Here is a 20,908-nt window from a genome sequence, read left to right on the forward strand (position 1 = left end):
TGCTATGGAAGTGAAGAAATAGTTTCTTTCCGGTTTAACAAGATTTTTTTCTTGTTCGACGCTCCTAATACATTTTGAGTCTGCTTGCTTTTGTTTACAATACTTTCATATGCTAAATTATTAAGTCCTAAAATATTTTTATTCCTTTGACTTAAAATCTCTTTTTCTCTGTAAATACAATTTACATAATCATCGTACCTTTCTTTAGTAAATTTATTTAAAGTTGCACCCTCCGATATTACTTGTAATATCTTTTTCTCCTCTAGAAGTCTAGAATTCTCAGTAGAATCGACCCAATATAGTTCTTGTGTTGTATTAATTATACAGTCTACAAAGGAGTCACCGTCTCTATATGGAAAAGTGAACATAATTCTTTGTTCCAGTGCTTGGCTTATAACTTCATCAAGTCTCCCTTTCAACTCCTCAATATCATCTTCACATAGACCAACTTCATGTGAACTACTAAGGATTTTGTCCATTTCTTGCCAAATATTTTCATACTTCTCCCTTTCTGCTTTATTCAGTTCTATTTGGGCTAAAAAAAAAGAATCTTTTTTTCTTATTATGTTTGTGTTTTCATCATGAAAACTTAGATGACTGTAGCGTTCACCACAATCTGTATCATAATGACCAACATTATCATCACCACAGTCCGAACTATCTTCTGAGTTCCCTTCACTATCTAACCAATTGTCAACTTTCGGAAATTCTGAGCTTTTCTGTTCACCTTCAAAAGTCTGATTACTACCACCAGCGCCCTTTGTCAAATTTTCTTTACTTTCACAAGAACCATCTGAACCATAGCCCTCATTCCCTTTTGGATCTGAATCATCTGGATTACAATCAGAAGTTATTTCTGTATCTTCAGAAATCTGTTGATTATCACTTTCACCTAACAAACCACCATTTGTTGGATTACATACATTTTCTGTATATTTTTGATTATTTTGTGCTTCTATTTTCCTCTTCTTGTACAACGGTTCAAACTGATCAATTTCAATCGATCGTACTCGTTTCCTTGAAGGAAAGTCCTCTGGAATCTGATCCTCATCGTCAGAATTGTGACCTGAATCACAAATTACATGATCATTGCAGGTAGAATTATGCTCTTGACTAATCAAGGAAAGCTGAATTAGATTGCTAAAAACAATACTATCTAGCTGTACTGAATCAGTACTTTCAAAAATTTGTGGATTATTACTTCCGTTTGGCAAATTACCTGATAAACCAGTCTGATGATTATTTTCACCTACCCAACCATCAGTTGGTGTTGGAATGCATATTCCTGTATATCTTTGGCTATCAAGAGAATCATTAGTTAATTGTACTGCTGTATAAGTTGTCCGGTCATCCTCATCATCGGAACTAATACCTGAATCATGGCCATCACCTTCTTCTGAATCTGAATCACCTGACCTATGATTATTACTGTTATCACTTGTACAAGAATCATCGGAGTGCTGTAGAGGAGTTTGTGCATTACTTTCAAGATTTTGACGCCAATCGCTGTCAGGCTCCCCAAAACCGAAAGCAGTGCGTATAGCTTTTTCCTTGTCTGATACCCCACCATTCATATTGTATAACCATTACTCACTAATCCCTTAGTGAATATCGTAATATATAGGTCTGTCAATAAAAAAATATAACTTTCTTTGGTTCTAACCTTTGCAAATCAGTATCTATAACCCGGTAATTTCTCATATATTGCACTCTGGACCTAGGAGCGTTGTTAATAAATCCACGACAGCTAGACAACCTTCGCCCGTTTACTAGAAGGCAAAGCAGCAAGGAGCGAACCAAAAGCGATAAGAAAGGATCCAAACCAGATTATAGACATTCCAGGTTTATAGTGCACTTTGGCTGCGATTTTGCTCTTACTCTTATCAATCTCTCCAATTACAACATAAATATCAGAAAATAAATTGTGGTAGATACTGCTTTCAACATTTTTCTGACCTTCCACAAGGTAAAATCTATATTCAGGAGTTACTTCACCCAATATCTTGTTATTCAGCAAATTCCTGATATCCATTGTACCCCTCACTGCATGGAAATTTTTTTCTTTTATTAGCTCAATATTTCGTAAAGTAACTTTAAATTTATTGACTGTTATGCTATCCCCTATTTTTAAGTAATTTTCTTTTTTCTCCTGCCAACCAACTGAATAAGCTATACCAAGCACTAGAATTGCCACTCCAGCATGAGCTGCCATCATTGCATAGTAGGATTTAGAAACTTTTTTTGCTAATAAAATTGATTCGCTCTTAAATAAACGAATTCTTTTACTGTATGCTTCTAAAACAAAGATTAATAATGCTATGGAGATAGTAATTGATAGCACAATCATTAGCTCCATGTGAAAGATAAACGGCAAAATAGCTGCAGCACTGCAGAATGAAAATCTATATTCACGGAATATTGGCAATAGACTGTTTCCCTGCCAACTACAGTATTGCCCGATCATGGTGAGCACTAGAATAGCTAGTGCAATAGGATTAAATAAAGAATTGTAATATGGTGCTCCAACTGAAATTAATTCACCGGTTAAATATTCGAGCACTGTAGGGTATAAAGTGCCAACGAACACAATGAAAAAGGCAGTGATGAATAATAAATTGTTCATCAGCATCATCGTAAGGCGTGAAAAGAATCTTCTACCCTCTGTCACTTGAATAGCAGGTTTCTTTTCAGATTCCAGTGTCAAGCATTGGAATGACATCGCAGACGTGTGATTTTTTCTCGTAAATACTACAAATATTACTAAGCTACTGACTGTAATTACACCAAGTAGCGCTAATATATACAGTCCATACCTTGGGTCATCTGCAAACGTGTGCACTGAGGTAAGTATTCCTGAGCGAACTAGAAATGTTCCAGTCACACTCAATATAAAAGTTGTAAGCGTAAGTAAAATAGCAAAGTTCCTTAAACCATTGAAATTTCGCACCACAAGCAACAAATGTGTCAGCGCCACTGCAATTAGCCACGGCATCAAAGAAACGTTTTCCACTGGATCCCAAAACCAAAATCCACCCCACCCAAGTTCGCGATATGCCCACCAGCTACCTAAGCTGATGCCCAAAGTGAGCAGCGACCAAGAAATAAGTATCCAAGGCCTGACAATTTTAGCCCAAACATTTCCTTCAACTTTTGCAATTAATCCAGCTATAGAGAGCGAAAAAGGAACGCTAAATCCAAGGTACCCTAAATATAATATCGGTGGATGAATAGCAAGACCTATATCTTGCAATATCGGATTAAAACCAAGACCATCTTTTTCAACGCTTGGCATTTTAGTGAAGGGGCTGGATTCAAGTAAAGTGAACAGTAAAAAACAAAAGCAAATCAAGCCTTGGGTGATCAAGGATACTTTCTTCAATTTACTGTCGTTATCAGTAAAAATATCCATCAGAAATAGGTAAAAGGTAAGCACTAATGTCCAAAGCAACATGGACCCTTCTTTATTTCCCCAAACACCACAAATCTTATAGATCAAAGGTTTTGTTGTGTGTGAGTGGTAATATACGTTTTCGAGTGAGAAATCATTTGTAATGTGGCAGTAGATCAAAATAGCCATTGATGTTGATACACAAAAAAACATGGCAGTGGTAATAAACCAACAAGAACTAAGCGGTAAAAACAAATATGTCAAAGACAATAAGCAGGCTAGCAATAGCAATATATTCCCAAGTTCAGGCATAAAAAATTATAGTTTTTATATAAACAATATTACTGATAACAAGTTAGAAGTTAAAGTGTTAATTGATGCTAGCATAATGCTCCCGTAGCTAGCTGTGCTAGTATTAATTAAAAATTAAATATTAAATCTTTATACTTTTATAGATAGCGTTAATATTGAGGTAATATTGTGGGTACAACTAAGATTAGTAAATTTCCATTCAATATAAAAGGTAAAGTGGCAAAACAATATGCCGAACCAATAATCGAAAAAAATCTCTATACTATTTTAGGATTCAAAGATATAGAAGATTTTGAAAATAAGACAAGTAAGCTTGTTAATAAAAAAGTTTGGCAATCATTTGTTGACTGCTTTGCAAAAGAAATAGATTATGCAGCAACCGAAAAAGTTGTAAAAAGCATCGTTTGTAACATTGCAAAGAGTGATCGCGGTGATGCTTTTACCAAAACTGAACATCTCATATTAAATGAAAAACAAGATAATAAAAAGAGAGAAAAAGCGATTAGAAAAGCTATTAGTATTTTGAGAAAAATCAATCCAGAAAAAGCCTTTAATGAACTTTCAGTAATAAAAAAACAAGCTGAAGATTTTTTACAAACCGATTTTTGTAAAGCACAGAGTAAATCACTTCAAGGATTTGCTCCCTCTGGTGGACAGCTCTTTGCGGAAACTCTGAAATATATAGAAACACTAGAAAGATTATCCGAAGTAAAAAAAGAAGGGCTAGTTAAAGATTTCTTGTTAAATCATGTTAGTTCATTGAATAAAAAGTATCCTAAATCACAAGGTAAAAGGGAAGATGCTATAACAATACTATCAAGTGATGAGTTGAAGAATTTTTACAATAAAGGTGTAGAAGAAGGAATGTTACAACCAATGGCATCTTACAAAGGATGCAGAAACCTGTATGACAAAATGAACCAGATAAAAAATGAATCCAAAAGTATAATTAAAAGAGAAGAACGGGAAGAAAATTTAAAGAAAATAGATAAGTCGATAATCAGCGCAATTAATGACATAAAAAAACATAGAGAAGCAATCCTTAACTGTAAAGACTTTCAAAATTCTTACATAAAAGAGAAAAAAGAACATCCATTTAGAGGCAACGCATGTCAAAAAATGATTGATATATATCAAGAGAGAATTGTTGGATATCAGGAGAAAATTCGTCAAAACTTAAACCAAATAAAAGCGATATTAAAAAGTGCGCCGCAAGAAATGGATGATGTGGAAGAATTCGAGGAAATAATTGATGATATACATGAAGCAAAGCAGTGTGATGAAATTTTTGATTCAGCTTTAATTTGTTTATCGAACATACAGAATGAGCTAGATATTCAGCTGGAAAATCCTTCAACAGAACTCAGAGCTTCACACATTAACGTTAAAACTGAGCTAACTAGGTTATAAGAACCAAATCTTTAGGATAATGAAAGCACTTTAATTCAAGACAGCTCTTAGTCTGTGTTTTAATTTGGTTGTGTTTTATTAAAAAAACTTTAGATTTATTTTATAATCGATACTCAAATATAATGACTCAAACTTGGGATTTGTTGCAAACAGGGCAAAAGGAAGGCTATAAAATTGCGTATACTAATGCTCGTATTATCGACCCGGAAACTAAACTTGATATAAAAGGTTCATTATTGACTGAAGGGGATAAAATTGTTGACTTTGGTGAATCATTATTTTCAACAAGTGGAGTTGATGAAACAATAGACTGTAAAGGGCTTGTTCTAATGCCAGGCCTTATTGACATTCACGTACATTTTCGTGAACCAGGCCAGGAACATAAAGAAACTATATATACAGGTAGCAAATCTGCAGCTGCAGGAGGCGTTACAACTGTAGTTTGTCAGCCAAACACTGTTCCAGCAATTGATAGCGTTGTTTTGGCTAAATATTTGAAATATAGAGCATTTGAAACTTCGCATGTGAATGTTGAATTTTACGCTAAAATCACCACTTCGGAAGAACACCTGACTGAAATGGCACTTTTAAAGGAAGCAGGTGCGGTTGGGTTCACTGATGATGGCATGCCAGTTATGAACCCAATGATTATGAGACAGGCGCTGCTTTATTCAAGTATGCTGGGTGTTCCTATTGCTCAACATGCAGAAGATTTAAATTTATCAGCAGGTGGTGCAATCAACGAAGGTAAAATTTCTGAAGAATTGGGAGTAAAGGGGATCTTAAGTGCGTCAGAATCGGTTATGGTAAGTCGCGATATACTGCTCATGAAAGATATGGAGAATGTGCACTACCATATTCTACATGTCTCTTCAAAAGATTCACTTGATGCTATTAAACGTGCAAAAGATTTGGGATTAAATGTTACGTGCGAAGTAACCCCTCATCACTTCACTTTGACTGAAGATATAGTAAAACAACATGGGGCAATTGCAAAAATGAACCCGCCACTTCGCACTGAAGAGGATCGTTTAGCTATGGTTGAAGGTTTAAAGACAGGTGTGATTGATTGCATTGCAACCGATCATGCTCCGCATGATCGTAGTTCTAAAGATCTGCCACTTGAAAATGCTGCATTTGGTATTGTTGGTCTTGAAACAATGCTGCCCCTTTCACTTGAACTCTATCACAGTGGGCAAATGGGTCTACTTGATGTGCTCGCAAAATTGACATATAAGCCTGCAGATATAATACACATACCACGTGGTCGTATACAAAAAAACCTTGCTGCAGACTTAATTTTAGTTGACCTCAATCATGAATGGGAAATTAAAACTGACAACTTTGCTAGTAAATCAAAGAATTCTCCTTTCGATGGTCGCAAAGTAAAAGGACACGTAGTACGTACTGTTGTGTCCGGCAAAACTATATACTCGCAGAAGAGTTAGTTATCATATCTTATCTATTCCAATTTGTTATCACCAGAATGGGCTAAGTGCACCTAAATTTAAATTAAGAAATCTTACACTGTCTCCGAATAAACACATCCTCTTATCTTTCCCTAATCTGTAAAGTTATTTTGTCTATCAATCTGATTCCAAAACAGCAAAATTATTGTATAATGTTACTTTGAAGTTTTATTTTCAATGCACAAGTTTGCAATACTTTTTTCTATACTGCTTGCAATAGTTGCTTACTACCTAAACAATGAAATCATATTTGAAATAGCAAAGCTATTTAGTGATATCTTTATCAGCTTGCTCAAATTAATAAGCTTACCTCTGGTTTTTTTATCCATAGTTTCCACAATTTCCGGGCTCAAAGACTCAATTGAAATCAAAGTCTTAGTTAAGAAAACACTATTTTATACTCTGCTTACAACTATTATAGCTGCGTTTGTTGCATTATCGTTTTATTTGTTAATAGATCCAGCAAGAAAAAATTTCATAAGTAATACAATAGGGAGTATTAACAGCAATAACCACAGTTATTTTTCATATTTAAAATCACTCATTCCTTCTAATTTTGTGCAAGTTTTTCTTGAAAATAATATGATTGGTAGCATATTAATCGCTTTTTCGATGGGTGGAGCTATTGTTTCACTTTCAAAAGAAAAGCAGGATATATTACATCAAATATTCTCTGCACTTTTTGATACGCTACTTAAAATTGCTCAGGGGTTACTAAAATTCATTCCGCTTGCTGTGTGGTCCTTTATCACATGTTTTTTGCATGAATTAAAAGGCGGTAGTGAGTTCTACAATCTTTTATGGTATTTTGTTTGCATAATGTCTGCAAATTTTGTGCAGGCATTTCTGATTTTACCGCTATTTATGTGGTATAAAGGCATATCACCAATTCAAACGCTGAAAGGGGTTATGCCAGCACTCACACTTGCGTTTTTTTCTAAATCATCCAGTGCAACATTGCCAACAACTATAGAATGTGTGCAGAACAAGCTAAAGGTGCCAAAGAAATTATCGTCTTTTATTTTACCAATATGCACAACAATTAACATGAATGCATGTGCTGCATTTATACTAATCACTGTAATGTTTGTTGCAGAAATGAACGGATACGTATTTTCCTTAAGCGAAATGTTGATATGGATTTTTTTAGCTACAGGGGCTGCAATTGGTAACGCTGGAGTGCCGATGGGGTGCTATTTTATGGCAACCAGTTATCTCATGTCGATGAATGTTCCTCTGCATATTATGGGACTGATTTTGCCTATTTATACAATCATCGATATGTTTGAAACTGCAATAAATGTGTGGTCTGATGTTTGTATCACTCAGATAATTAATAAAGAATGTAATAGTGAAACTTAAAAAATGATATTAGACGAAAATAACCTAATAATAAAAGAATTTAAAGAAGCAGAAGCAATTTTGCATGGGCATTTTGTTTTATCATCCGGGCTGCATAGTGACACATACATACAGTGTGCGAAGATTTTTGAAAATCCAAGCAGAGCCATGAAAGTTTGCGCATTATTAGCAGATAAAATAAAAAAAGAATTAAATAGCTCCATAGATTTAATATTATCTCCTGCAATTGGTGGAATAATTGTGGGTTATGAGATTGGCAGGCAGCTTGGAATAAAGACAATGTTTTGCGAGCGCGTTAATGGTAAGTTTGAATTACGCCGTGGATTTAAGATCAAAAAGGGTGAGAAAATATTGCTCATTGAAGATGTAATAACCACAGGTAAATCTTCACTTGAAGCAGTGGAATGTGCAGAAGGGGAAGGAGGTAAAGTTGTTGCTGAAGCTTCTTTGATAAAGAGAAATAGTGAAACGAAACTGCCTTTTCCTGTCATATCTTTGATTGAACTGAACATCAAAAACTACAGCGAGGAAGAACTTCCAAGTGAATTAAAACAACTACCCATAACAAAACCTGGGAGTAGGGAATATTTAACAAAGTAATCCTATAATATCTTGGAAACACAGCATTTATACACAGCTTTAGTTATTTACTCCAAGTGTATTTTATGTATACTTATTACTAAATTAATTTTGAAATGATAGAAAATGAACGAATTTAAATCGATCCGAAATATAGCAATAATCGCACACGTTGACCACGGTAAAACTACTTTACTTGATAACATGTTAAAACAAAGTGGCACATTCCGCGAGAATCAAGAAGTTCAAGAACGAGTGATGGATAGTGGTGATCAAGAGCGTGAACGCGGAATTACAATACTTGCAAAATGTACATCAATAATGTGGGGCGATGAAAAGATCAATATTATTGACACGCCAGGGCACGCGGACTTTGGTGGGGAAGTGGAAAGGGTATTGTGCATGGCAGATGGTGTGTTGCTGCTGGTTGACGCTGCAGAAGGTCCCATGCCACAAACAAAATTTGTGCTCTCAAAAGCACTAAAAGCAAATTTGAAGCCAATTGTGATAATCAATAAGGTCGACCGACCAGACAGCAGAATTGATGAAGTATTAAATGAAATATATGAGTTATTTTTTAACCTTGATGCAACCAACGAGCAGCTAGATTTTCCAGTGTTGTATGCTTCAGGTAGAAATGGCTGGTGTGCTAAGGAGCTTTCTGATGAAAGAAAAGATTTAAGCCCATTATTTTCAACGGTTATAGATTATATAAAACCTTCTGTTTATAATCAAAATGCACCTTTTGCTATGTTGGTCACTCTACTTGAGTCTGATAAGTTTCTTGGCAGAATATTGACAGGAAAGGTTTATCAGGGCATTGCAAAAGTCAATTCAGATCTTAAGGTGCTTGACCTCGATGGCAAAGTAATTGAACGAGGAAGATTAACTAAGTTGCTCTCATTTTCTGGCTTGAAACGCATTCCAGTAGAACAAGCTGTGGCGGGAGACATAATTGCAATTGCAGGACTTGAGGAAGCTTCGGTTTCAGATACTATAGCAGCACCAGAAGTTACAACTGCAGTAAGCTCAACTCCAGTTGATCCGCCAACAATGGCGATTACTCTGAGCGTTAACGATTCACCTTTTGCTGGGCAAGAAGGTACAAAGCTTACCTCAACTGCTATAAAGGATCGCTTATACACGGAGGCAGAAACAAATGTTGCAATTACTGTGACTTTGGCACCAAGCGGTGAAGCATTTGAAGTAGGTGGGCGTGGTGAGTTACAGCTTGGAGTGTTAATTGAAAATATGAGGAGAGAAGGTTTTGAGCTTTCGGTATCACGCCCTCGCGTGTTATTTAAAGAAGAAGGCGGTAAAAAACTTGAACCTATAGAGGAAGTAGTAATTGATGTAGATGATGAATATAGTGGAATCATCATGGAAAAACTCAGCTTCCGTAAAGGTGAAGTAACTGACATGAGACCTTCTGGTAATGGCAGGACAAGATTAACGTTTTTAGTGCCATCAAGAGGATTAATCGGTTATCAAGGAGAGTTTTTAACTGATTCTCGTGGCACAGGCATAATTAACCGTTTATTTCACAGTTATGCTCCACATAGAGGTCCAATTTCTGGAAGGCGCAATGGAGTTTTAATTTCTACAGATAAGGGTGAGGCTGTGGCATATGCAATTTTCAATTTGCAAGACAGGGGAATTATGTTTATTAAGCCACAGGATAAGGTATATTGTGGCATGGTTGTCGGCCAGCATAGCCGTGACAATGATTTGGAGATAAATGTGTTAAAGGGTAAGCAATTAACAAACGTAAGAGCTTCAGGTAGTGATGAAGCTATAAAGCTCACTCCACCAAAGATAATGACACTGGAGGATATGATAGCGTATATAGATGATGATGAATTGGTGGAAGTAACTCCAAAATCTATACGTTTACGCAAGAAATTCCTTGATCCAAATGAACGTAAGCGTGCAGGAAGGGCAAAGAATAAGGAGTAATCAGAGGTTGAACATTTGCGAAAAATAGTGTATAATTATTCGTCTCCTAATTGTATTTAATTATGGCCTTTTCGAAATTTCTCGATCCAAAAAACAATTTCGCGTTCAAGAGAATATTTGGCACTGAGAAAAATAAAGATATTCTCATTCACTTTCTCAATGATATATTGGGCTTCGCTGGCAAAGATGAAATAGAAGAAATAGAATTTCTCAGCACTATCATGAATGCTGAGATTGCCTCTAAAAAACAAAGTATTGTTGATGTTTTCTGTACTGATTCTGCTGGAACCCAGCTAATTATTGAAATGGTGCGACCTGAAAGTCTTCGGTCATATTGTTTAAAAGGAGAGGAATTCCTTCAGAAAGAAACTAAAAGAGTTCTAAAACTTATTAAACCAGATGTTTTGCCATCTGAGTCTACGCATCAGTGCGAATCGGGTAACCGGTCGGTGCCAAGCGATGCGGACAATGAACCTCCTCTTGAAAAAGAAGATGCTCAATCGTGAAAGGAGCATAAACTACAAGCATCATGTGGTTGGAGAGCTAGGCTTAGTGGTATGGTGAACGTAAGTGAAGCTTCATAAGTATCGTAACGATTAAAGAGCTAAAGATGCTGATAAGCTCCGACCAAAAGGTAATGTGACATTTTTCATTTCTGGATGTACGCAAATCACCGGTATAGAGAAGTCACCTAACCCACTGTTGTATGACAGAAGGAACAGGGTAAGCCTGTATTTCCGCCTATATGGCAAGCAAACCGCAAGGAACGCTGATGAAAATGCAGGTAAAGGATAATGGAGAAAGCGAATGCCATTTTGTAACGAAATGTATAGAATTTGTAACATTAATTCGCGTGAAAACGAGCAGATTTCCATTTGGTCCCTCGTGACAAGAAACTTTGTTAACCACTTGAGGTAGAGAAGCAGATGACCTTACCCACAGAAATGATGAAGAAATTAGGAATATTTTTTACAAAAAGGACAATACTAACAAAAGAACTTTATTCTATTTAAAATATAAAGTTACAATAAATTTTCCTGTCATCTCCAAATAAATTACATTAACTTAGTATTGTATATTGTTAATAACTTAAATAATACAGCCATTTTCAGCAACAAAAACCAAAGGTCTTGAGATACAAGATATTTGTATGGTTACTATGATAGTTCCTTTTTTAAGAAAGTTTTAAATTTCATACTTAACAATAAGCAACTTTAGGTTTAAATTTATGAAATCAGTTGTTATATACATCAGCAAATACGAATTTAACTGGTGTTATGGACTTAAATAAATTTACCGAAAAAGCAAAAAGTCTAATTCAAAGTGCTCAGATGAAAGCGTTGGGAGCTGGGCATCAGATTTTTATGCCTGAGCATTTACTAAAAGTGATGCTTGAAGATGAATCAGGTTTAGTTCAGGATTTGATAAACGCTTGTGGTGGAAATGTGCAGAGTATTTCCGATGCTGTGGATAGTGCAATAAAAAAGTTGCCAGTAATTGAAGGTCCAGGAAGTGGTGGCCTTCAACTTTCAAGAGAAATAGCAAAAGTTTTTGAAGATTCAATTGGTATTGCAAAGAGAAATAAAGATTCATTTGTTGCTGTCGAGCGTTTACTGCAGGGCCTCACTGCACAAAAAGATGATACTGTAGGCAAAATTCTGGCAGAGAATGGTGTGACTCCACAAAAACTGAACTCAGTTGTTGCAGAAATGAGAAAGGGCAGCAGTGCGGACTCGCCAAACAGTGAGGAAAAATTAAATGCGGCAAAGAAATATACAAAAGATGTTACAGAGCTTGCTATGCAAGGAAAGCTTGATCCTGTAATTGGTCGTGATGAAGAGATCAGAAGAACTATGCAGGTATCACTGAGGCGGACAAAAAATAATCCAGTGCTGATCGGTGAACCTGGTGTTGGAAAAACTGCAATAGTTGAGGGGCTTGCAAATAGAATTGTTGCAAACGATGTACCACTTGGTTTGCATGATGCAAAGGTCTTAGCTTTGGATCTTGGTGCATTAATCGCTGGAACGAAGTTTAGAGGAGAATTTGAAGAAAGGTTAAAAGCAGTTATTAATGAGCTTTCGAAAGCGGAGGGAAAAGTTATCTTGTTTATAGATGAGCTTCATACTTTAGTTGGAGCAGGAGCAACAAGTGGTGCAATGGATGCCTCGAATCTGCTGAAGCCTGCTCTTGCGCGTGGAGAAATTCGCTGTATAGGAGCCACAACTTTAGATGAATATCGTCAGCATATAGAAAAAGATCCTGCGCTTGCAAGGCGTTTCCAGCCTGTGTTTATTTCTCAACCAACTGAAACTGATACCATTTCAATACTCAGGGGTTTGAAGGAAAGATATGAGGTGCATCATGGTATAAGAATTACAGACGGTGCAATAATTGCTGCTGCAACGTTATCCAATAGATATATAACAGATAGGTTTTTACCTGATAAAGCAATTGATTTGATTGATGAAGCAGCAAGTAGGGTGAGAATTGAAATGGATAGCAAGCCTGAAGTTATTGATGAACTTGAGAGAAAGGTTATACAGCTAAAGATTGAAGCAGAGGCTCTAAAAAAAGAAAGTGATGAAAATTCTAAACAGCGTTTAAAAAAGATAAATGAAGAGATCGAAAATCTAAACAGTAAATTTGCTGACTTGAACAGCAAATGGCAGATGGAAAAGAATAAAATAGCTAGAATACAAGAAACAGCCGAAAAATTAGATAACGCTAGAAAAGAGTTGGAATTAGTTCAGCGTAGTGGGAATTTGGGAAGGGCAGGAGAGCTGATGTATGGTGTGATCCCTCAGCTTGAGAATGAATTAAAAAATCAGGAAAAGGTTACTGATAGTTTCTTAAAGAAAGAAGTGACTGGAGATGATATTGCAAACATTGTTTCAAAGTGGACGGGAATTCCAGTTGATAATATGATGCATAGTGAAAAGGAAAAACTCCTTAACATGGAGAATGAAATAGGAAGAAGAGTAATAGGGCAGAAAGATGCAATAGAAGCGATAAGTAATGCAGTTAGGCGCTCCCGCTCTGGGGTGCAAGATACCAACAAGCCTTTTGGTTCATTTTTATTTTTAGGTCCAACTGGAGTTGGTAAAACCGAACTTGCGAAAGCCTTAGCTGAATTTCTGTTTGACGATCAATCAGCGCTTTTGCGTTTTGATATGTCAGAATATATGGAAAAACATTCTGTTTCAAAGTTAATTGGCGCGCCTCCAGGGTATGTTGGCTATGAGCAGGGTGGCAGATTAACCGAAGCAGTAAGAAGAAGGCCATATCAGGTTATTCTGTTTGATGAAATAGAGAAGGCAAATCCAGATATATTTAATCTATTGCTGCAAATCTTGGATGAGGGGAGACTCACTGATAGTCATGGCAAATTAATTGATTTTCGCAATACCATACTGATTTTAACTTCTAACCTTGGTGCTGAGATAATGCTAAAGGGGATTGCTGAGTCTGTAAAAGATGAGGTGATGCAAATAGTTAAATCAGCATTTCGTCCAGAATTTTTAAACAGGCTGGATGAAATTATTATATTCCACAGTTTAACCAGAGATGACATCTATAAAATTATAGATGTTCAATTTTCTTATTTACAAAAAACACTTGCTAAGCGTAAACTGAGTATAAGTTTGTCACAGGAAGCTAAAGAACTAATAGCACAAACTGGCTATGACCCTGAATATGGAGCAAGGCCCCTAAAAAGGGCTATACAAGAGTGTATTCAAAATAATTTAGCTAAATTAGTTTTATCAGGGGAAGTAGTAGAAAATGATGAACTAATAGTGTACGCTCTTGATAATGAAATCTTAGTTAAAAAGGTTTAAGTTCACTGTGTATTTTTGTTAAAAAAAATGTGTATAGATCATAATGTTGACACTGAGTCTTTATTTAAGTTAGCTGATCAAGAAAATCAGCAAGATAAAGAAAAAATTAAAAAATTTATTAAGTATTTTTATAGTTTTGTTTATAAAAGCGACCTAAAAGCTAACGATAAGTTTTTGCTATATATTGTAAACGATGCTTACAATTTTGTTTCTCAAAAAGAGAAAGATGAAAGTAAGTTAGTAGTAAGCAATATAGATGATATACCAGGAATAGAAGGCGATTTTACCACGATTAAGATAACAAACGATGATATGCCATTTTTGGTTGACTCTGTGATTGCAACTATTAAGTCGCACGATTTAACCATATGCTATTACAGCAACAGCATAATTAACATTAAAAGAAAAGATGGCCTAATAGACGAGATTTACTCTTTGGAAGAAAGCAATGGAGTCAAAGAGTCAGTCATATATGTAATTATCAAAGGTATAAGTGACAGCTTTGTTGATACATTAAAAGAATCTCTACAGAAAACGCTGAAAGCGGTTAATTGCGTTGTGAAAGATTGGCACTTAATGCTCAAGAAACTTGATGAGGCAAGTCTTTCTGTCATCCCAGCTGGGATCCAGGAAAAGGACACGTGGATTCCAGTGTCACGCACTGGAATGACACCAGACCGAAATCAAGAGCAAAAAGATTTTCTAGTTTGGTTAAAGAATAATAACTTCGTATTTCTAGGTTATCAAGAATATATTGCTGGTAAAGATGAAAAACTCATCTGTGATAGCAAAAAGGACCTTGGCCTGATGAGAGTAGGTCAAAGTACGTTGATTCCTTCTGCAAACCTTGATTCCCCATACATATTGAGATCAGATCTAATCTCAATAGTCCATCGGCGTACATACATGAATTGTATAGGAGTAAAAGAATTTGATGACCAGGGTAATGTGGTAAAGGAACGGCGTTTTTTCGGGCTATTTACTTCTGTAGCGGAGGTCCAAGATATTCGAACTATTCCAATAATAAGAGATAAAGTTAAAGTTATAGAAAAAAACGCAGGATTTGTAACCGGGGGCCACAACAATAAAGCTTTGATTTCTATTTTGCAAGTATTCTCTTGTGATGAATTATTCCAATCAAATGAAGACGAATTATTTAAAATTTGCATTTCGATCATGTCTCTTGCGATTAGACCAAGGGTCAGATTATTTTTAAGAAGAGTAGGGGATTTTATTAGTTGCATAGTGCTGATACCGATGCGTTATGCTAGCGCTAGGCTAATGTTCAAGATACGTGACATATTGAAGGATGAGACAAGTGCAGGAAGTTCAGATATTTATAACAATCACATTATCAATGAATATGATTTAATGAAATTGCATGTAGTGCTAAAGACCAAAAATGCTAGCGTTCTTGATGATGAAGTTTTGCGTATCGAAAACAAATTAAGAAACATTACAGAAAAGTGGGAAGATCGTTTTATAGACAATTTATATAATACTTTTAGCACTGTTGAGGATATATTCATCCGTTATTGCAAGGCATTTCCAATAAGCTATCAAGAGAGTTTCGAACCTCATGACGCATATTACGATATGAAAAAATTGGAGATAGTGAGGAAAAAAAGAGTTAGCGAGGTCGATTTAAGACTTACTCGTGACAATCTTAATTATCAATTAAAGGTTTACACTTCGAGCAATGGAGGTCTTGAATTATCGAAGATATTAAGAATTACTAAGAATTTGGGAGCTAAGATTCTATCTCATAATGGCTATTACATAGAAATTAACGGCGGAATATGGATACACCATTTTGTGTTGTCAAGAGTCGATGAATTAATAGACAACATTACTCTAAAAGAGCAATTTGAAATAACACTTGCGAAAGTGTTTAGCAAGGAAATTAAAAATGACTATTTCAATAGTTTGATCATTATTGCTGGGCTCAAGTGGAAAGAAGTGCTTCTGGTTAGAGCGTTAAGTGCTTACCTAAAGCAGACGTCATTTAACTACAATCCAGAATATATCCAAAAGGTAGTCTCAGAGCATCCAAAAATAGTAAAGTATTTGATACAACTATTTCATGCAAGATTTGATCCTAACATAGACATTGATAGAGCAGAAACTACGGACATTGTCAGAGAAAAAATTGAGGAACTTCTAAAAGAGATCAGCAATGTTTCACATGATTACGTTTTGCGCTCGATATTTAACTTGATAATGGCTATTTTAAGGACCAGTTATTATCAAGATAATAAACCCTACTTATCCATAAAATTTGACTCAAGTAAAGTGAATAGTTTGCCTGATCCTCGTCCGTATCGTGAATTATATATTTATTCAAACCTTTTTGAGGGAATACATCTAAGAGGAGGGAAATTAGCCCGTGGTGGCTTAAGGTGGTCGGATAGGACGGAAGATTTTCGCACTGAAGTTTTGGGGCTCATGAAAGCTCAGATGACAAAAAATGCGGTTATTGTCCCTGTTGGCGCAAAGGGTGGGTTTGTAATTAAGCAAGTTTATAAAGACAAAGATACTTTAAGAGAGAAAAGTGTTGAGTGCTATAAGAGTTTTATTAGAGGAATGCTTGATATTACTGATAACGTGGTTGATGGTGAAATAATTCCACCAGAGAATGTGATTAGGTATGATGAAGACGATCCATACTTGGTAGTTGCAGCAGATAAAGGCACTGCTTCATTTTCTGATTATGCCAACCAGATAGCCTCTGAATACAATTTTTGGCTTGGCGATGCATTTGCATCTGGTGGATCAGCAGGTTATGATCACAAAAAAATGGGTATTACAGCCAAAGGTGCATGGATTGCAGCACAGAGGCATTTTTGGAAAATGAATAAGGATATTTACCAGGATGCAACTGTTATTGGAATTGGGGATATGGCTGGCGACTTATTTGGAAATGGTATGCTGCTTTCAAAAAATATACATTTAATCGGCGCATTTAACCATATGCATATTTTTGTTGACCCAAACCCTGATGCAAAAAAGAGTTTCACAGAGCGTAAACGTCTCTTTGAGTTACCATTTTCAACTTGGATGGATTATAATAAAGATTTGATTTCTAAGGGTGGAGGAGTATTTGAGCGTAGCAGTAAGCAAGTAAACATTTCTCAAGAAATAAAAAAGTGCTTTGATATAACAGAAGATATGCTACCTCCAAGTAATTTGATTAGATATCTATTGAAAGCAAAAGTGGACTTCATATGGAATGGAGGAATCGGCACGTTTGTTAAGGCAAAGAGTGAAAATCATAGCATGGTCGGTGACAAAGCAAACGATGAGTTAAGAGTGAATGGTAAAGATATTAGAGCTTCTATGTTTATAGAGGGTGGAAATCTTGGTTGTACACAGTTTGGAAGAATAGAATATGCTGAAAAAGGTGGATATATCAATGCAGACTTTGTTGATAATTCAGCCGGAGTGATATGTTCGGACCTTGAAGTTAACATTAAGATTGCATTTGTTTCAGCTATGAAAGCAGGGGGTATTTCTTTAGAAAAAAGGAATGAAATACTGGCAAGTATGGTGGATGAAGTTGCATCCAAAGTGCTTGAGAACCACAACAAAATTGAAACAAAAGCATTACTTCTTGAGTGTTTGCAAGCTAAAGAGAGATTGGAGCAGCACCACAGGTTACTGCTCAGTTTAGAAAAATCTGGGCTGTTAAACCGAAGCGTAGAATTTCTTCCAACTGAAGAAGAGATAGCAAGGATGTTAACTGGTGCAGAAGGTTTCAGTTCTCCTCAGCTCTCTGTTCTAATGTCTTATGCTAGAACAGCAATAAAAAATAAAATTATACATTCCGATCTGCCTGAAAAAGATCTTATATCTAATGACTACTTGCTAGGTTATTTTCCTAAAAAGATGTTAACAGAGTTTAAGGATTTCATATTAAAACACCAACTTCGTAGAGAAATTATCTCCACTTGCATTGCAAATGATGTTGTAAATAGGATGGGCTGTATATTTATTAATAATTTAGTTGAGAATACTGGAATTAAGGTACACGAAGCAGTTAACATATATATCGTTGTTAACCACCTATATGATTTAAATAACCTGTGGCAGAAAATTGATGAATTGGATGGAAAAATTGATATTAACTCATACTTGCAAATAGTGAGAAATGTGCAGAAATTTATTGGCAGAATATCGTTTTGGTTAGTAAAAAATCTTAGCTTTGTAGAATTGGATGATGTTACAAAATTTAAAGATGCAATTGAAACTTTAGGCCATGATGTTTTAGATGAACACCTGTTAAAGGTCTATAATCATGGATACACTTCTTTAGTGGAACTTAATATAGATAAAGATCTAGCAAAAAAAATTGCTGACCTGTGCGTTCTTACTTATGCACTGGATATTATATCTGTTGCTGAACAGACATCTTTGTCCATTCTTGATGCTGGTAAAATATACTTTGAGTTAAAGTCGCTGTTAAGATTCGATCTGATTAGAACAATTGCCATCAAGATGAAAAGCCGCTCTTCTTATTGGGATCGCAGCTTAGTTAATGATTTATTGGACGATTTAAGCAATTACCATCACAAGCTAGCTGTTAAAGTCATAAAAGCTACTGATAACCCCGAAGATAAGGTTCAAACCTGGGCTTGTAATGATAAGGACTACATAGAACGTTATAATAGTTTTTTAGATGAGATGGTTGCTTCTAAACTTGATTTAAGCAAATTAATATTTATAATCAGAAGGATTAAAGTACTTGCTTCATAGGAAAATGTTCAATATAGGTCTTTCAGAAATTTTAGTTGTAGCTTTAGTGAGCATAATTGTTCTTGATAAAAATAAGGTACCTGTATTTATTGATTTTATTAAGACTATATATAGGTATTTTATAATTGCAAAGTCAAAAGCCAAAAGGTTATTGAAGGATGCCGGAATTGAAGACTTATATAAAGAGTGTAATACTGAGAAAGTAAATTACATAGTTGGTAAAAATGGTAAGCTTTATCCTACTTACGATATAGATAATACATCTAAAGATAATGACAGCGAAGATTCTGGTAGTAGATGATGTACTATCTAATGTCAAGCTTTTAGAAGCTCGACTAAAAGCAGAGTACTATACGGTTATCGTAGCTCATGATGGTGAAGAAGCTATAGATTTAGTAGCAAAGCAACAGCCTGATATTATATTACTTGATATCATGATGCCAAAGATGAATGGCTTTCAAGTTTGTAAGGAGCTAAAAAGTGATCCCTTGACAACCCATATTCCAATAATTATGGTAACTGCACTGCATGACACTCATGATAGAGTGCAAGGTATTAATGCTGGCGCGGATGATTTTCTGACTAAACCAATAAACGAAACTGCTTTATCTGCACGAATTAAGTCTCTCACGCGCTTAAAAATGATTATAGATGAATTGCGTTTAAGAGGAGAAACCAACGCTGAGATTGGCGGAGTAGCAGGAAACAGTATTATGGATTATTCCAATCAGATTTTTGATGCTAACATACTTGTTGTAGATGAGGATGTTCATCAAGCAGAGCAAATATATAATGTACTAAAGCACCGCTTTAGGTCAATTAAAATACTGAGTGATCCAATAGAGGCATTAAAGGTTGGTATTAAGGATAATTACGACTTGATCATTTCTGATATGCAGTTTTCAAAAACTGACGGCTTGCGTTTGTGTTCTGGGTTTCGTAGTAAGGTGGAAACACGTTATACACCAATTCTAATTCTTTCTGAGGATTATGATAAAAACAATTTAGTAAAAGCACTTGATGTAGGTGCTAATGATTATTTAACAGTACCTTTGGATGAGGGTGAGTTAATAGCAAGGGTTAATTCGCAAGTGAAACGCAAAAGATATCAAGATGCCTTGAGAATGAATTTATTTAATAATGCGGAAATGTCTATAAAGGACCCATTAACTAACTGTTATAATAGAAGATATTTTGATGCACACTTAAGAAACATTGTTAAGGACTCTGTGGAAAAGGATAGAAGGTTGTCTCTTATGATACTTGATATAGACTATTTTAAGATAGTGAATGACAGTTTTGGGCATAGTGCTGGAGATGAACTTTTAAAGCAAATACAGAAAAGAATTTCTGAAAATATCAGAGTGACAGATTTACTAGCTAGGTTTGGTGGTGAGGAGTTTGTTGTTGTAATGCCAGATACCAATGTATCAGATGCGTATACTATTGCGGAGAGAATACGAAAAATTATTGCTAAAGAACCTTTTGTACTTGCGGATAAAAATACAACCCATAATGTAACTGTGAGCATTGGAATTGCAGAAATGCAAGGATCTGACTTTGATGATATTAAAAAATTTATAGTACGTGCCGACAAATATTTATATAAAGCAAAAAACAGTGGTAGAAATAGAGTGGTTACTGCCTATAGCTAAAGTGGCTTAAGTTTACCGACAACCGTCATTCCGCTACTCGTTAGCGGAATCTATGCTGAGATACCGCGCACAACTGTACGAACGTTGTAGTTTGGGAGCAATTCCCACCAGTGGGATGTCATCCCAGTGCCCAGACACTGGGATCCAGCTTCTATGCAACTTAATTAAAAACGTTTGTTTTAGCGT

12 protein-coding genes and 1 pseudogene are annotated in these 20,908 nt (G+C 35.6%); 11 read left to right on the forward strand and 2 right to left on the reverse strand.

The genetic code is table 11. The features are described 5' to 3' along the window. Window positions 1-2: 2 nt before the first annotated feature. Both ACIPNH_RS01580 and ACIPNH_RS01585 read right to left on the reverse strand, forming a co-directional pair. Window positions 3-1,574 carry a hypothetical protein gene (locus ACIPNH_RS01580; RefSeq protein ID WP_400771276.1) on the reverse strand — a complete coding sequence of 524 codons (1,572 nt, stop codon included), beginning with the start codon at window positions 1,572-1,574 and terminating at the stop codon, window positions 3-5. A gap of 173 nt (window positions 1,575-1,747) precedes the next feature. After that, window positions 1,748-3,679: a heme lyase CcmF/NrfE family subunit gene (locus tag ACIPNH_RS01585; RefSeq protein ID WP_458695313.1), complete on the reverse strand. Its 1,932-nt coding sequence runs from the start codon at window positions 3,677-3,679 to the stop codon at window positions 1,748-1,750. Between ACIPNH_RS01585 and ACIPNH_RS01590 the strand changes: the two genes are divergently transcribed. The 11 genes and pseudogenes from ACIPNH_RS01590 (at window position 3,600) to ACIPNH_RS01640 (ending at window position 20,722) form a co-directional block, all read left to right on the forward strand. Next, the gene (locus ACIPNH_RS01590; RefSeq protein WP_400771281.1) at window positions 3,600-3,788 is read left to right on the forward strand and encodes a hypothetical protein; all 189 of its coding nucleotides are present in this window, start codon (window positions 3,600-3,602) and stop codon (window positions 3,786-3,788) included. The genes ACIPNH_RS01585 and ACIPNH_RS01590 overlap by 80 nt on opposite strands. Window positions 3,789-3,868: 80 nt before the next feature. Continuing rightward, on the forward strand, window positions 3,869-5,110 hold the full coding sequence (locus tag ACIPNH_RS01595) for a hypothetical protein (RefSeq protein ID WP_400771283.1): 1,242 nt from the start codon (window positions 3,869-3,871) through the stop codon (window positions 5,108-5,110). Window positions 5,111-5,232: 122 nt separating this feature from the next. Further along, window positions 5,233-6,558: a dihydroorotase gene (locus ACIPNH_RS01600; RefSeq protein WP_155968756.1), complete on the forward strand. Its 1,326-nt coding sequence runs from the start codon at window positions 5,233-5,235 to the stop codon at window positions 6,556-6,558. A 198-nt stretch (window positions 6,559-6,756) separates the two neighbouring features. Further along, window positions 6,757-7,941 carry a dicarboxylate/amino acid:cation symporter gene (locus tag ACIPNH_RS01605; protein WP_400771286.1) on the forward strand — a complete coding sequence of 395 codons (1,185 nt, stop codon included), beginning with the start codon at window positions 6,757-6,759 and terminating at the stop codon, window positions 7,939-7,941. A gap of 3 nt (window positions 7,942-7,944) precedes the next feature. Next, on the forward strand, window positions 7,945-8,541 hold the full coding sequence (gene pyrE, locus ACIPNH_RS01610) for an orotate phosphoribosyltransferase (RefSeq protein ID WP_006279657.1): 597 nt from the start codon (window positions 7,945-7,947) through the stop codon (window positions 8,539-8,541). A gap of 105 nt (window positions 8,542-8,646) precedes the next feature. Next, window positions 8,647-10,476, forward strand: a complete 1,830-nt coding sequence (gene typA / locus ACIPNH_RS01615; RefSeq protein WP_400771290.1) for a translational GTPase TypA — start codon at window positions 8,647-8,649, stop codon at window positions 10,474-10,476. A 62-nt stretch (window positions 10,477-10,538) separates the two neighbouring features. Further along, window positions 10,539-10,784 (forward strand): annotated as a pseudogene (locus ACIPNH_RS01620) (PD-(D/E)XK nuclease family transposase); the annotation flags it as partial. A 969-nt stretch (window positions 10,785-11,753) separates the two neighbouring features. Beyond that, on the forward strand, window positions 11,754-14,315 hold the full coding sequence (clpB, locus tag ACIPNH_RS01625; protein WP_400771293.1) for an ATP-dependent chaperone ClpB: 2,562 nt from the start codon (window positions 11,754-11,756) through the stop codon (window positions 14,313-14,315). Window positions 14,316-14,342: 27 nt separating this feature from the next. Then, a complete protein-coding gene (locus tag ACIPNH_RS01630; RefSeq protein WP_400771295.1) occupies window positions 14,343-19,067 on the forward strand; it encodes an NAD-glutamate dehydrogenase in 4,725 nt (1,574 codons plus the stop codon). Between the two features lie 4 nt (window positions 19,068-19,071). Beyond that, on the forward strand, window positions 19,072-19,368 hold the full coding sequence (gene tatB / locus ACIPNH_RS01635) for a Sec-independent protein translocase subunit TatB (RefSeq protein ID WP_151807733.1): 297 nt from the start codon (window positions 19,072-19,074) through the stop codon (window positions 19,366-19,368). After that, complete coding sequence (locus ACIPNH_RS01640; RefSeq protein WP_400771299.1) at window positions 19,340-20,722, forward strand: PleD family two-component system response regulator; 1,383 nt, start codon at window positions 19,340-19,342, stop codon at window positions 20,720-20,722. Before tatB ends, ACIPNH_RS01640 begins: the two co-directional genes overlap by 29 nt. Window positions 20,723-20,908 lie beyond the last annotated feature (186 nt).

The sequence above is a fragment of the Wolbachia endosymbiont of Drosophila barbarae genome, from assembly GCF_044752445.1.
Taxonomy (GTDB): Bacteria; Pseudomonadota; Alphaproteobacteria; order Rickettsiales; family Anaplasmataceae; genus Wolbachia; species Wolbachia pipientis.

Excerpts from the sequence above, each read along its gene's own strand:
- ACIPNH_RS01580 (WP_400771276.1), bottom strand. The coding sequence starts at position 1,574 with ATGAATGGTGGGGTATCAGACAAGGAAAAAGCTATACGCACTGCTTTC.
- ACIPNH_RS01590 (WP_400771281.1), top strand. The coding sequence starts at position 3,600 with ATGGCAGTGGTAATAAACCAACAAGAACTAAGCGGTAAAAACAAATAT.
- ACIPNH_RS01600 (WP_155968756.1), top strand. The coding sequence starts at position 5,233 with ATGACTCAAACTTGGGATTTGTTGCAAACAGGGCAAAAGGAAGGCTAT.
- ACIPNH_RS01605 (WP_400771286.1), top strand. The coding sequence starts at position 6,757 with ATGCACAAGTTTGCAATACTTTTTTCTATACTGCTTGCAATAGTTGCT.
- pyrE (WP_006279657.1), top strand. The coding sequence starts at position 7,945 with ATGATATTAGACGAAAATAACCTAATAATAAAAGAATTTAAAGAAGCA.
- typA (WP_400771290.1), top strand. The coding sequence starts at position 8,647 with ATGAACGAATTTAAATCGATCCGAAATATAGCAATAATCGCACACGTT.
- clpB (WP_400771293.1), top strand. The coding sequence starts at position 11,754 with ATGGACTTAAATAAATTTACCGAAAAAGCAAAAAGTCTAATTCAAAGT.
- ACIPNH_RS01630 (WP_400771295.1), top strand. The coding sequence starts at position 14,343 with ATGTGTATAGATCATAATGTTGACACTGAGTCTTTATTTAAGTTAGCT.
- tatB (WP_151807733.1), top strand. The coding sequence starts at position 19,072 with ATGTTCAATATAGGTCTTTCAGAAATTTTAGTTGTAGCTTTAGTGAGC.
- ACIPNH_RS01640 (WP_400771299.1), top strand. The coding sequence starts at position 19,340 with ATGACAGCGAAGATTCTGGTAGTAGATGATGTACTATCTAATGTCAAG.